The sequence below is a fragment of the Arthrobacter sp. A5 genome (assembly GCF_051131705.1).
In the GTDB taxonomy this organism is placed as follows: Bacteria; Actinomycetota; Actinomycetes; order Actinomycetales; family Micrococcaceae; genus Arthrobacter_M.
The window spans coordinates 361,213-374,107 of record NZ_CP180316.1; the positions used below are offsets into that span (position 1 = coordinate 361,213).

Consider the following 12,895-nt stretch of genomic DNA (forward strand, 5'->3'; position numbering starts at 1 on the left):
TCTCACTCCGACCGCCAGGCCCGCAGGCCGGCCTCCAGCGATGCCTGGTGAACGCTGTCCCAATCCGGCCGGTTGCACTTCATTCCGGCCAGTTCCAGGGTTGCCAGCCCGTGGACGGTTCCCCAAATGCTCATCGCAACGGTTTCCGGGTCGTCCGGCCGCAGTTCGCCCGAATTCTGGCCCAGCACTATGGTGTCCACCAGCGGCAGGATGCTCTGCTGGGTGGAGGCCTGCGACTGGGGGGACTGGATGTAGGCCTCTAAGGCTCCGCTGAACATCAGTGTAAACAGTGCAGGATGGTCGAGCGCCCACCGGCGGTAAGCCCTCCCGAGGGCGCTCAGACGGACGACGGCGGACGGTCCGGCGCCGTCTGCAGCGCTGGCCTGCGCGGCGCCAAAGTCCGCAAACCCCTGAACGACGACCGCCTCCAACAGTTGGGATTTCCCGCCGAAGAGCGAATACACGGCGGTGGTGGACGTCCCCGCGACGGATGCCAGCTGCCGCAGTGAGAAGGCTTCGGCGCCCTGCGACGCGAGCAACTCGGCGGCAGCAGCGAGCAGTTTCAGACGGAGTTCATGGTCATGGATTTTGGGTCTTGCCATCTCCGAATTATTGCATAACATTGTTTCATAACATTGTTACGCTATGCGAACCGATGATAACCATAGGCACGAGGAAACGAAAAATCATGGCAAGCGAAATATTCCCTGGCAGGTATACCGTTCCGGCCGACGGCGGGGAGGTGACGGTGTTTGGGCGCACCACGGTGATCGTGTCGTACTGGCGGAGCCCGGAGCAGTTGCGCTCGTTCGCCGCCGATCCGCAGTCACCACACGCGGGACCCTGGCGGGCCTTCATGAAGGACCTCAGCGGCAGCGGCGACGTTGGCATCTGGCATGAAACGTACCGCGTTGCGGCAAAGGCCCGTGAGTGCATATACGGAGATATGCCGCTTGTCGGTCTCGCCAAGGCGACAACGCGTGTGCGCGTCAGTCCGGGATCGAGCACGGCGAAGCAGCGTTTGGGTGACGGGTCTGGACCGCGCACGACGACGGCGCAAACGTAGCCGTCGTCGTCGTCCGGCTCAGGGTAGGGGGAGAAGCTCGTCCAACGTGCTGACGAGCTTGGCCCTGGCTGGCTCAGCCAGGGAGGCAGTATCCGCGCACCAGCGGACCCATCCGCGGAGGAAAGCCGGCAGTTCTTGTCGCTGTGCCTGCGATAATGTGACCTCGCGGCGCAGATACCAGCTCACGAAGGTGTCCAGCTTCAGGGGCCCGACCCGCATGAAGCTGGAGTAGTCGTAGCTGATGCTGTAATTCGTCCAGTGGTTGGCCAAGGCAAGCCACGCTTCGGGATTCGTTGCTGCTGCGCCGGACTGGGTCCCGTCAGATGAGTTGATGAAGCGTTGGATAACTGCACCACCGGCCTGTGCCAGCGCACCCCGTGCAGTCGCTTCGAGGTCGGCGAGATGTGTCCGGAGCTTTTCACCGGCGACGGGGTCCAGTGCAAGGTCGGCCTTGAGTGCGCTGTTCACTGCTGGGGCCGCCGGATTACCTGCTGGGTCTCGTGTCTGATCTCCCGCAGTGCCTGCTGGCTGATCTCCTGTCTGGTTTCCTGCCTGTTCGCCCGCGAGGGCGGCCCAGGTGGCTTCGTCGTCGTCCCACAGGTCTGGATCGGTGTCTTCGAGTGCGTTCTCGAGTATCGTCATGACGAGTTGGCGCGCCTGCCAGTAATGAGGATCGTCGGAAGCCTCCGGAACCGAATCCGTTGTCTCCATGGCATCGAGCATGAGTCCGCCCGCGTCATCGACGGGTATTTCCGCGAATTCCCAGAGGCCCGGTTCCGCGGAGACGACGGCCTGCAGATCCAGGGCCGTGGCCTGCGGAGCGGCTGTGACGCCGCCCCCGGTTGCCGCATCGCCATACGCCTCGCGCGCTGTGTGCAGCAATATTCCGTACTCGAAATCAGCGGCGCGGAGGGTGAGCAGGAAGCTGCTCTGCTCATCGAAAACATCCTTTAGCTCGACTGCCGAAACCAGCTCCGGGGTCAGCAGCGCACTGTCCAGTTCTCTTTCATGGCCTATCTCGATGGAGAGGTGAACGCCCACGGAGAGCAGCTCCCGGGTGGTCTCCGTGGCGCCCTGTAGTAGGGCCAGCGTCAGCAGCATGGTGCCGCTCCCGGGGAGTTTCAGCCGGCCGGCGGTGGACATAAGTTTCTCCAGTTGCCGCGGATCCAATCCAGCCGCATGGTCCGGCCCGATCAGATCGTCGTGCAGGGCGGAGGCCAGCAACCACGGGTCCAGTACGTCATAGGTTTCCGGGCCGGCGCTGAAGGAATTGAAGATCGGGGCATAGCGCCGCACCAGGGCGGACAGCGGACTATTCGAGGCCTTGGACTTGTTCTTCTTCGCCGGCTTCCGGCGGCGGCTCACGGGACTCATGGACTCATCCTGCCACGCCGGTCTTTAGCCGGCCACGCCGGAATTCCACTGCCACGCCAGTCTTCAGCCGAACACGCCGGTCTTTAACCGACCACAGTATCCAGCCACTTAGCTAAGAATGCCGCACCGGCGTCGTCGTGAATCACGTCTGGACTCAGACCCAGATCCGCAGCCGTCAGGATCTGGTAGGGCTTTTCCGGGACACCGTCAGCGGGACGGACGTCGACATGCTTGACCTCATGGTTGTTGTGGTGCAGCCAGTCAGCCATCGCATAATCCGTGCGCGAGTCGCCCACGGTCCGCCACGCTTGCGGGACGATGTGCTCACGGGCCAACAGCTCGACGGCGCGGCTGGCACCCAAGTCCTTGCCGAGTCGGACGGATTCAATATCCGTGGAAATGATGGTCGGATCCACCCGGAACGCAGGTCTCGGGTAGTCCATTGTCCGGCCTGTTTCAAGTGCGGACGTCCCCGGCAGGTCCAGGTCGTACCGGTCCTTCTCTGCCCCGTCCGTCTCCGGCTGGTCCATCCCGTGCCGGTCCAGCCGCACTCCACCGAGCCCGTGCCGGGCCATCAGCTCCAGCGCCTGCGCATCGAAGCGCGCCTGCTCCGTCTTGTAGTCCGAGTTGGTGACGTCCAGGCGCTGTTCCACCGACACCATGGCGTGCTTGGTCTCGTCAAAAAACATGTGCGCGGCGTAACCTTCCGCAACAAGTGGGCGGATGTCATCGGCGTACGCCTTCGGCACCGCCAACGAGCCGTCCACGTGCAATGGTCCAACGCTGTCGGCCGTGTAACTGAACCATACCGCGCCCTTCTCGCAGATCGCGTGAACCAACGTTCCGGGCGCATTCCCTCGGCGATCATTGGCGCCATCACCTGTTCCCTGATGAACGTATCGGAGCGGCCGGTATTGAAGATGACAGGGACGCCGGCATGCGCGAGCCGCAGCAGATCCTTGATGATGCGTGGCCGGACATCGCGGGTTACCGGACTGGCGATCGGACCGTCGACGTCGAGCAGCAGGGCCAGGGGGACAGCAGCGGAAACCATGAGTTCATAGTTGCAGTCCACCCGCCCGCTTGACCAGCCGGGCGACAACCATTGGCAGGCCCTCCACGACGCATTGGCCCGTCGAGTTCCCATGCCCGATGCTTTTCTCTAGGCTGGACAAGTGATCTTCAAAGCCGTTGGCGACGGACGCCCGTACCCGGAGCATGACTACGTCTCGCCCAAGGACTGGGCCGCGGTCGCCCCCCGGCAGGTCCGTTTGGACGAGCTGGTCACCACGAAAACCACTCTGGACCTTGAGGCGCTGCTGGCTGAGGACTCGACGTTTTTCGGGGATCTGTTCCCGCATGTAGTGCAGTGGCGGAATACTTTGTACCTGGAAGACGGTCTGCACCGGGCAGTCCGGACGGCGTTGCATCAGCGGACAATTCTCCATGCCCGCGTGCTGGTAATTGATGACTGATGATCCGCCTGCGCCGGATATTCCGGCCCGGCCCGCTCTCACGCCGACGTCCGGGCTGCCCCCGCGGCACGGGCGACAGTCCAGACACGGGCTGCCGTACATAACAGGGCCGTCGACTAAAGCGGCGTTGACCGAAACAGGGCCGTCGTCCAGGGCGGCCCCGTCATCCAAAACAGGTCCGTCCTCATCCAGGACGGCTGCGCCGTCGAAGGAACTGGAACGAAAGCGCGCCAGCGAGACGCGGAAGTCTGCGAAACTAGAGCGCCACGAGGACAAGCGGGCGCTTCGGGCACACCGGCGTGAACTGCGGCGGTCCAAGGATATCGCTGTATTTCACGGCCACCATGTGGTCAGCGGACCCGATCTGCAGCGGGTGTTTACGCCGGTGGAGGATGCCGACAACGCCGTGCAGTTCCGCCACCGGCTGGTGCACGGCGTGATCCTGACTCTCCTGTCAGCTGTGGTGATTGCCGGGGTTATTTTCGCGGTGTTGCTCTGGCGCGGCGCTATCACCCTCCCTTCCGGACAGGCCAGTGCGCCGGCGGTGCGGTGCTGTCCGGCTGCCACGTTCGACTATCCCGCGAACAAAGATATGCATGTCAATGTCTACAACAGCACGCGGCGTGAGGGGCTGGCTGCGTCCGTGGCGGCGGAGCTGAAAGGCCGCGGTTTTCAGGTGGATACTATAGCCAACAAAGTCACCAACTATACCGGCTCGGCAGTGATTGTTTCCGGTGCCGCCGGCCAGTCCGCAGCCTTTAATCTACAGCGGAATCTGGCCGGCACGGATTACGTCCAGGACGACCGCACGGATGCCAGCGTCGACGTCTATCTGACCGGAGGCTTTACCGTTCTCGTGGACGCGGGAATTGTGGACCAGACGCCGGGGCTGCTCTCCTGCCCGCACCTGAGCCCTAGTGCAACGCCGACCGCCGGTATTTCTTCAACCGCAACGACGACGACGGCGCCATGACCCGCGGGCGGTTGGCTTAGCCCTGGCGGTCCGCCCGGCCTGAAACCAGGCCCGGCGCCGGGCCTGAAGCAGGGGCTGCTGCCGGAACTGCCGCCGGGAACCGCCTGACAGGACGTCCTTCGCCATCGAACCGGATTCCGACGCCGGCCTGGATAAATCTGACGGTTCCGGCAATGTGGGCGTCAAGCCGCGTCGCGCCGGGCTGATCCGCGCCCGGCAGATCCGCGCCCGACTGATCTGCGCCTGACTGATCCATTCCGCGGGACGCGCTCGCCGTGAGGGAGCCGTGGATCAGCGGGGCCAGGCTGTCGACGTCGGCCGGCGGAAGATAGCCCTGCTCCCTGCCGTCGCGCAGAATGTCCTGCAGCAGAGCGTTGAGTTCCCCCACGTGGACACCGAGTTTGGCAAAGGACTCGGGCGAGAGGACCGAACGCATGGCGGGTCCCGGTGGCAGATGGCGTCGGGCCAAATCCTGGATCTGCACCTGGATGTACAGGGCCAGCCGGTCCACCGGGTTGTCCAGCAGCGTCAACTCGGTCTTCAGGTCGGTGACGAAGCGCTCCGTTTCATCGAGCGCGTAGGCAACCAGGAGCTGCTCCAGATCAGTAAAATAGTTATAGACGGCGGTCCGGCCGACGTCGGCCTGCCGGGCGACGTCGGTCATGGTGAGCCCGGGCAGGCCGTGCGTGAAGAGCAGCGTGCCGAAGGCATCCAGGATCTTGCGCTGGGTCTGTTCGCGCTGCTCCGCGTTGGTCGGGGCGGCTATTCGAGGCATACAGACACTTTACCGCGAAGCGTCAGTAAAAGTCGCGATGCCCTCACAGACCAGGCGCAGCGTACCCCCACTTGTCGTGGCCAATTGCCAGGGCCGTAAGGCAGCCGATTCGCGCTCAGTCCTGATTGCTGAAGGCGGAGTCGAAAGACTGGCCGGAGGGGGAGAAGTTGAACTTTTTCAGGGCCGCCAGGGCCTCGGGGGCGCCCTCGAGCCGGTCCATCGCCGCGTCTTCCCATTCAATGGAGATGGGTCCGTCGTAGCCGATGGCGGTCAGCGCCCGGAAGCTCGATTCCCACGGCACGTCCCCTCGCCCGGCGGAGACGAAGTCCCAGCCGCGGCGAGGATCCCCCCACGGCAGGTGCGAGCCGAGGACGGTGTTCCGCCCGGTCAGCCGCAGCTTCGTGTCTTTGCAGTCGACGTGGTAAATCCGGTCCTTGAAGTCCCAGATGAAGGAGACCGGATCGGTGCCCTGCCACATGAAATGGCTGGGGTCCCAGTTGATGCCGAAGGCTTCCCGGTGTCCGATGGCCTCTAACGTTCGGACCGTGGTCCAGTAGTCGTAGGCGATTTCGGAGGGGTGGACCTCGTGGGCGAAGCGGACGCCGCATTCATCAAAGACGTCCAGGATCGGGTTCCAGCGGTCGGCAAAGTCCTGGTAGCCGGCGTCGATCACGGATTCGGGAACCGGCGGGAACATGGCCACGTACTGCCAGATGGAAGAGCCGGTGAAGCCGACGACGGTCTTCACGCCGAGCTTCCTGGCCAGCCGTGCGGTGTCCTTCATGTCCTCGGCGGCACGCTGCCGCACGCCCTCGGGGTCGCCGTCGCCCCACACCCTGGTGCCTACGATTGCCTGATGCCGGAAGTCGATCGGGTTGTCACAGACCGCCTGACCCTTGAGGTGGTTGGAGATGGCCCAGACCTTGAGGTTGTACTTTTCCAGCACGGCCAGTTTGCCGGCAACGTAGTCGTCGTCGTCCCATCGGGAGGCATTCAGATGGTCCCCTGATACGGCGATTTCCAGACCGTCATAGCCCCAGCCGGAGGCGAGTCTGGCAACCTCCTCGAAGGGCAGATCGGCCCATTGACCGGTGAAAAGGGTATACGGACGGGTCATAGCTGGCTCCTTGGAATCGGCTGCTGGTCAGCGGTGGGCTAGCTGGATGAGGGAGTTGGCTGCTGCCGATTCCTCGATGGCAGCCAGCACGCGTTGGACGGCCAGTCCGTCTTCGAACGACGGCGACGGGTCCGTGCCGGCGCCGACGGCCAGCAGGAAGTCCATGATCTCGTGTGTGAAGCTGTTCTCCCAGCCAAGCACATGTCCGGGCGGCCACCAGGCATTGAGGTAAGGGTGCTCGGGTTCCGTGACGAGGATACGGCGGAACCCCTGTTCCGGGATGGGATCCGTACCGTCGAAGAAGGACAGCTCGTTGGGGTTCTCCAGATCGAACCGGAGGCTGCCTTTGCTGCCGAAGACCTCGATCTGCAGGGCATTTTTGCGGCCCAGGGCCATTCGGGAGACCTCGACGCTGGCCACCGCGCCGCCGGCGAGGGACAGCGTGGCCCAGGCGGCGTCGTCGACCGTTACCGGTTCCGGGCCGTGCGGACCGGGCCGTTCGCTGACAAAGGTGTGCAGCCGGCCGGAGACCTCGGTGACGGTATCGTCGAGCAGGAACTGCACCTGATCGATTGCGTGGCTGGCGATGTCACCGAGCGCCCCGGAACCGGCCGATTCCCTGCGCAGCCGCCAGGTCATGGGGGATTCGTCATCGGCCAGCCAATCCTGCAGATAGGCCGCGCGGACCTGGCGGACCACGCCCAGTTTTCTGCCGGCAATCAGGCTGCGGGCCAGTGCCAGCGCGGGAACGCGGCGGTAGGTAAACCCGACCATGGACCGGACGCCGCGGTCACGGGCATGCTGCGCCGCGGCAACCATGGACTCGGCCTCACTGAGCGAATTGGCCAGCGGCTTCTCCAACAGCACGTGCCTTCCAGCCGCCAGCGCTGCAACGGCAATCTCGGCATGCAGGGCCCCCGGCGCACAGATGTCCACGATGTCGATGTCATCGCGGGCTATTACTTGCCGCCAGTCGGTGGCTGATTCGGCCCAGCCGTAGCGTGCCGCCGCGGCCGCAACGGCATCCGCATCCCGGCCGACCAGCACTTTTTGCGTAAAAGCGGGCACGTCGAAGAAAGCACCCACGTTGCGCCAGGCGTTCGAATGCGCCTTACCCATGAAGGCGTAGCCGACTACGGCCACGCCCAGCGGGCGGCCCGTACCAGGCGAGCCTGCCCCGGGCGAGCCTGCCCCGGGCGAGCCTGCCCCGGGCGAGCCCGCACCGGGGGAGCCCGGACTGGACAAACCGCTCATGGTGGAGCTCATAGCGCTTCTTGGAGCGTATCGGCGGTGGGGTTCCAGTCCTCCGGCAGCGGCTGCGCGGCATTTGCGCTGCTCTGCAGGGAAACGAATTGACCGGTGTCGACGGACTCGGCGATGGAGACCATGGCATCGAGCACGTGATACGCAGCGGCTCCCTGCGCCCGGTGCGGGCGGCCTGCCCGGAGGGCGCGCGCCATTTCGAGGACACCGGAGCCACGGGTGCTGGTGGCGCCCACGGCGGGGATAGTCTCCGGCTCGTCCCGGCCGCGGCGGGTCAGGACGATGTCGCCGTCGAACATGTTGGGATCCGGGATGGCAATGGTCGCCTCGGTCCCGGTGATCTCCACGAAGCCGGCGCGCTTGAGGGGCGAGTCGAAGCTGAAGATGCTCTGTGATGACTCGCCGCCGGCAAACTGTGCAATCGCGCTGACATGGCTGGGGACCGTGACTGCGAATTCCTCGCCTGCCTTCGGGCCTGAGCCGATGATCCGGGTTTTGCGGGATGTGGACCCGAAGGCGGCCACCTTGGTGATGGCACCAAAGGTCTGCACCAACGCAGTGAGGTAGTACGGGCCGATGTCGAACAGCGGACCCGCACCTTCCTGGAAGAGGAACGCAGGGTTGGGATGCCAGGACTCGGGCCCGGGAGACTGCATGAGGGTCAGCGCCGTGAGCGGCGCGCCGATGTCCCCTCGGGCAATGATGCGCAGAGCGGTTTGCATCCCCGCGCCCAAGAAAGTGTCCGGCGCACAACCGAGACGCAGGCCTGCGGCATCAGCGGCCTTGAGCAGGCCCAGTCCGCTGTCCCGGTCCATCGAAAAGGGCTTCTCGCTCCAGACGTGCTTGCCGGCGTTGACTGCAGCCGTCGCCACCTCGACGTGGGCGGCGGGAATGGTCAGGTTGACGACGATCTCCACGTCCGGGTGGTCCAGCGCCGCCCGCACGCCTCCGGAGGCGCCGATGCCGAATTCCGCGGCGCGTTCAGCGGCGACCTGCTCCAACATGTCGGCCACGATGTGGACCTTCACGTCCGGAAAGCTGGTCAGGTTGGTCAGGTATTCCTTGCTGATGACCCCCGCGCCGATGACTGCGATGCCCACGGGACCCGTCCGTTCGGCCGTTGGGCGGCTGCTGCGCTGGTTCGGTTGCTGACCCATTTAGTTCCGTCCCGCCTTGAGGTAGCTGAAGCTCTCGGTCACGGCGTCGAAGATGTCGCCGTTGAAGTCATCAAGTTCGACGACGCCGACCTCCAGCCCGGGGACGGCCGCGATGACATCCCAGATGGGCACGCTGCCCTGTCCGAGGGCCACCTGGTCCTTATTTTCCTTGGTCAGCGGGCCATCCTTGAGATGAATCAGCTTGACCCTGTCCCCGAGCCGGCCGAGCAGCTCCACCGGGTCCTCGCCACCCACGGCGGCCCAGTAGGTATCCACTTCCAGTACCACCGAGGGGTCAAGATGATCCGCCAGGACCTCCAGCCCCGAGCGGCCATTGATCCGGGACTGCAATTCAAACTCGTGATTGTGGTAGCCCACTCGGATACCGTACCCGGCGCCCTTCGCGGCCGCGGCGTTCAACGCCTTGGCCGTGGCGATGATGCCTTCTTCGCTTCTCCACCGGCTGGCGTCCACATGCGGATCAATCACGGTCGAAATGCCGAGCTGCTGCGCAGCGGAAAAAATCTGGTGCTGGTCTTCGCGCAGCAACGGTGCATGGCCGGAAGGCGCCGTGAGATTATTGGCCGTCAGTGCCGCCGCCAGCTGACCGGCAGTCGCCACAAAGTTGTAGGGCTCCACGGCGGTATAGCCGATCGCGGCCACCCGCTTGATGGTTCCCGGAAGATCCTTCTCCAGGGGGCCTCTGACGGTGTAAAGCTGAAGAGAGTAAGTCACGGGTTCTCCTGACAGGTATGAAGGGACTGTCTGCTCCAGGTCGATGCATCCTTGATCGACGCATCCCCAACTAAGGACATCATTCATCAATACATTTTGCATCGACGCGGGAGCGTCCTGATCAACGTAGGACGCCTTTTGCCGAACGTCAAGCAAAAGTGGAGAAATGGCCATCAGCAATTTGATTGTGACAGCGATAAGTGCGGCGTGCTATCAATTAGGCATGCTAATGCCACCTCTGACCGGCGCTTGGCCGGCTGTACCTGCGGGCTCAGGTACAAGCTTTTCACGCGCGGGAGATCTTTTTCAGCTGCTCCGCGACGGACATGCGCGCACCCGGGCGGAATTGGCGGAGATCACCGGGCTTGCCCGGTCCACGGTGGCCAGCAGAATAGACGCCCTCGCGGCCTCCGGGCTGATTGGCCCGGCAGGCGAGGCAGTCTCCTCCGGCGGCAGACCGCCGTCGCGCTTGGCTTTTCAGCCCACAGCCCGCGTGGTTCTTGCCGCGGACATCGGCGCAACCCACATGCTCGTGGCGCTAACAGATCTGGGCGGACGGGTGCTGTGCGAATCCCGTGCCTCCATTGAGATTTCGGCGGGTCCGCAGACGGTGCTCGATCTGGTCGTGGCAGACTGCGGAAAGCTCCTGGCACAGGCTGGACGGCAGGGACGGGAACTGGCAGGGATAGGGATCGGGCTGCCGGGGCCGGTGGAGCATTCCACCGGACGCCCGGCAAACCCGCCGATCATGCCCGGCTGGGATGGCTTCGACGTCCCAGGAAACGTGCAGCGGTCCTTTGCCACCGAGGTGCTGGTGGACAACGACGTGAATATTATGGCGCTCGGGGAGCGCGCGATGTATTGGCCGCATGCGCAGGATCTGTTGTTCGTCAAGGTGGCGACCGGAATCGGCGCCGGACTCATCAGCGGTGGACTTTTACAGCGCGGGTCCGACGGTACTGCGGGGGACATCGGGCACGTTCGCGTGCCGCGCGGGAATGACGTGTTATGTCGTTGCGGGAACTACGGTTGCCTGGAAGCGCTGGCTTCGGGCCCTGCCGTTGCGGCTGCCCTGACGGCCGGCGGTATTCCGGCGGCGACCGGCGAGGACGTGCTGGAGCTGGCGCACAGAGGGAGCCTTCCCGCCATTGCGGCCATGCGGCAGGCCGGGCGGGACGTCGGCGACGTGCTGGCGAGCTGTGTAAACCTCCTCAACCCCTCCATCATCGTCATCGGCGGAGGGCTGTTGACGGCCGGCGACTACCTTATGGCCGGCGTGCGCGAAATTGTCTACCAGCGGTCGCTGCCGTTGGCCACCGCCCGGCTGCGTATTGTCCAGTCCATGGCGGCCGACCAGGCGGGCGTCCTGGGGGCAAGCCGCATGGTAATTGACCATGTCCTTGCCCCCGCCAGCGTGGAAGCCCTGCTCCTGAGGCAGGCCTAGGGCGCCATCCCACCTCTCAGTCTTCCCTGCCGTCCTACCGCCCCAAAAGAATTTGCCGATCAATTACGGACTTTTGATTGACAGCCGGCAGAAGGCCCCCTAGTTTGGTGCCTAGGCCGGATCCCTGGCTTTACAGGCGCACATAGACAAGTAAGCCATACAGTGAAAATTCGTACCCTCGCCGCCACGGCGGCTATCGCCGCGCCGCACGCTGACTGCGTCCGCATGCGGCGGAAGCAACAAATCGGCCAGTTCTTCGGAGAGCTCCGGCGGTGGCGGAAGCATCACCTGCTGGGCCAGCAACCAGGGCACCACGGCCTGGACAACCCGATTGACGATGACGTGGTGGAGCTGACCTTTGCGGAGGATTTCGGCACTCTGGCCAAAGGCGGAGTGCTGCGTTTCAAAGCGGCGGGCAATGAGCATGCCCGGGCGTTCCTGCCGGTCCGGCCCACGGACGGAAACGTGGTGGCCATTGACGGACAGGGAAATCCGGCGGTGATCGTCAAGAACCACGGCGCGGGACCGTTTTGTGCACCTATCCGCTTGAGTATCTTGCTGACGACGACGGCCGCGAGTTCGTTGGTCTGCTGAGTCAGCATGCGGGGCCGACGACGGTCGGGCTGGGTTCGGCGGCGTTGCGGACGTTGAGCGGCACCGCCGTCGAGACTATCGACCTGGACCCCTACGGGGTCGCGGCGCAGCCATCCGGACCGCAGACTTCGCCGCTATCGTCCGTTTCGTAACCGTTTCCGCCGGGCTGATTCACCATCACCAGCGGATGGGCTTCTGCCCACACCTCGTTGAGCGCCTGGCCGAAAAGCTCCGCCGGCTGGGCGCCGGAGATACCGTATTTGCGGTCGATCACAAAGAACGGGACACCCGTGACCCCGAGACGGCGTGCCTCGTCGAAGTCGGCCCGCACGTCGTCGGCATACTTGTCGGTCTCCAACATCTGGGTGATCTCGCCCGTGGGGAGGCCGGCTGCGGTGCCGGTGTGGAGGAGGAAGTCGCGGCTGCCGATGTCCTCACCGTGCTCAAAGTGGGCCGACAGCAGCGCCTCTTTAACGTCGTCGCCCTTGCCATGCGCCGCAGCCAGGTGCAGTAACTGATGCGCCTTGAAGCTGTTCGCGACAACGGCCTTGTCAAAGTCGTAGCTCAGCCCTTCGGCGGCAGCCTGCTCCGTGACATGGCCGAACATCTGCCGCACATTATCCGGCGCCATACCCTTGCGCTCGCTCAGGTAGTCCAGTTCCGTGCCGTCGTAGTGCTCCGGAAGCGACGGATCCAGCTGGTAGCTGCGCCACTGCACCTCGACGTCGGCTTTGTGCTCGAAGGCGGCGAGGGCGGTCTCAAAACGGCGTTTCCCGATGTAACACCAAGGACACACGACGTCGGACCAGATTTCAATCTTCATAGTCAGGCAAACCCCGCCGCCGCCGGTGGTATTCCCCTTCCCTCCGTGTCGGGGGACTTCTCGTCCGTTGCATCGATGACGCAGTGCGCACCCATATTG

General features: G+C 64.4%; 14 protein-coding genes and 1 pseudogene. 6 read left to right on the forward strand and 9 right to left on the reverse strand.

Annotated elements, in window-relative coordinates:
- Nucleotides 1-2: 2 nt before the first annotated feature.
- Nucleotides 3-602, reverse strand: coding sequence for a WHG domain-containing protein (locus tag ACLLJI_RS01765; protein ID WP_434617219.1), 600 nt, complete (start codon nt 600-602; stop codon nt 3-5).
- 86 nt (nt 603-688) lie between these two features.
- On the opposite strand from ACLLJI_RS01765, the gene ACLLJI_RS01770 reads away from it, so the two are divergent.
- The gene (locus ACLLJI_RS01770) at nt 689-1,066 is read left to right on the forward strand and encodes a monooxygenase family protein (protein WP_434617222.1); all 378 of its coding nucleotides are present in this window, start codon (nt 689-691) and stop codon (nt 1,064-1,066) included.
- A gap of 18 nt (nt 1,067-1,084) precedes the next feature.
- On the opposite strand, the gene ACLLJI_RS01775 is transcribed toward ACLLJI_RS01770, so the two are convergent.
- Nucleotides 1,085-2,440, reverse strand: a complete 1,356-nt coding sequence (locus ACLLJI_RS01775) for a hypothetical protein (protein WP_434617225.1) — start codon at nt 2,438-2,440, stop codon at nt 1,085-1,087.
- Nucleotides 2,441-2,523: 83 nt separating this feature from the next.
- A pseudogene (locus tag ACLLJI_RS01780) lies at nt 2,524-3,443 on the reverse strand (hypothetical protein).
- On the opposite strand from ACLLJI_RS01780, the gene ACLLJI_RS01785 reads away from it, so the two are divergent.
- The 3 genes from ACLLJI_RS01785 (at nt 3,378) to ACLLJI_RS01795 (ending at nt 4,888) form a co-directional block, all read left to right on the forward strand.
- Nucleotides 3,378-3,527 carry a hypothetical protein gene (locus ACLLJI_RS01785; RefSeq protein WP_434621789.1) on the forward strand — a complete coding sequence of 50 codons (150 nt, stop codon included), beginning with the start codon at nt 3,378-3,380 and terminating at the stop codon, nt 3,525-3,527. The pseudogene ACLLJI_RS01780 and the gene ACLLJI_RS01785 overlap by 66 nt on opposite strands.
- Nucleotides 3,528-3,615: 88 nt before the next feature.
- Complete coding sequence (locus tag ACLLJI_RS01790) at nt 3,616-3,915, forward strand: type II toxin-antitoxin system VapB family antitoxin (RefSeq protein ID WP_283558724.1); 300 nt, start codon at nt 3,616-3,618, stop codon at nt 3,913-3,915.
- Nucleotides 3,916-4,042: 127 nt separating this feature from the next.
- The gene (locus tag ACLLJI_RS01795) at nt 4,043-4,888 is read left to right on the forward strand and encodes a LytR C-terminal domain-containing protein (RefSeq protein ID WP_434617228.1); all 846 of its coding nucleotides are present in this window, start codon (nt 4,043-4,045) and stop codon (nt 4,886-4,888) included.
- 16 nt (nt 4,889-4,904) lie between these two features.
- Here ACLLJI_RS01795 and ACLLJI_RS01800 read toward each other — a convergent pair whose 3' ends face one another.
- The 5 genes from ACLLJI_RS01800 to ACLLJI_RS01820 all read right to left on the reverse strand — a co-directional run bounded on the left by ACLLJI_RS01800 (nt 4,905) and on the right by ACLLJI_RS01820 (nt 9,935).
- The gene (locus ACLLJI_RS01800; RefSeq protein WP_434617231.1) at nt 4,905-5,663 is read right to left on the reverse strand and encodes a TetR/AcrR family transcriptional regulator; all 759 of its coding nucleotides are present in this window, start codon (nt 5,661-5,663) and stop codon (nt 4,905-4,907) included.
- A 115-nt stretch (nt 5,664-5,778) separates the two neighbouring features.
- Nucleotides 5,779-6,780: a sugar phosphate isomerase/epimerase family protein gene (locus tag ACLLJI_RS01805; RefSeq protein WP_434617234.1), complete on the reverse strand. Its 1,002-nt coding sequence runs from the start codon at nt 6,778-6,780 to the stop codon at nt 5,779-5,781.
- Between the two features lie 27 nt (nt 6,781-6,807).
- On the reverse strand, nt 6,808-7,899 hold the full coding sequence (locus ACLLJI_RS01810) for a Gfo/Idh/MocA family protein (protein WP_434621072.1): 1,092 nt from the start codon (nt 7,897-7,899) through the stop codon (nt 6,808-6,810).
- Between the two features lie 143 nt (nt 7,900-8,042).
- Nucleotides 8,043-9,200, reverse strand: a complete 1,158-nt coding sequence (locus tag ACLLJI_RS01815; protein ID WP_434617238.1) for a Gfo/Idh/MocA family protein — start codon at nt 9,198-9,200, stop codon at nt 8,043-8,045.
- Complete coding sequence (locus ACLLJI_RS01820; RefSeq protein ID WP_434617241.1) at nt 9,201-9,935, reverse strand: sugar phosphate isomerase/epimerase family protein; 735 nt, start codon at nt 9,933-9,935, stop codon at nt 9,201-9,203.
- A 229-nt stretch (nt 9,936-10,164) separates the two neighbouring features.
- Here ACLLJI_RS01820 and ACLLJI_RS01825 point away from each other — a divergent pair, with 229 nt between their 5' ends.
- The gene (locus ACLLJI_RS01825) at nt 10,165-11,379 is read left to right on the forward strand and encodes an ROK family transcriptional regulator (protein WP_434617244.1); all 1,215 of its coding nucleotides are present in this window, start codon (nt 10,165-10,167) and stop codon (nt 11,377-11,379) included.
- A 162-nt stretch (nt 11,380-11,541) separates the two neighbouring features.
- Nucleotides 11,542-11,973, forward strand: coding sequence for a hypothetical protein (locus ACLLJI_RS01830; RefSeq protein ID WP_283558716.1), 432 nt, complete (start codon nt 11,542-11,544; stop codon nt 11,971-11,973).
- A 91-nt stretch (nt 11,974-12,064) separates the two neighbouring features.
- Here the strand turns inward: ACLLJI_RS01830 and ACLLJI_RS01835 are convergent, their stop codons facing one another.
- Nucleotides 12,065-12,796, reverse strand: coding sequence for a DsbA family oxidoreductase (locus tag ACLLJI_RS01835; RefSeq protein WP_434617248.1), 732 nt, complete (start codon nt 12,794-12,796; stop codon nt 12,065-12,067).
- Between the last annotated feature and the right edge of the window lie 99 nt (nt 12,797-12,895).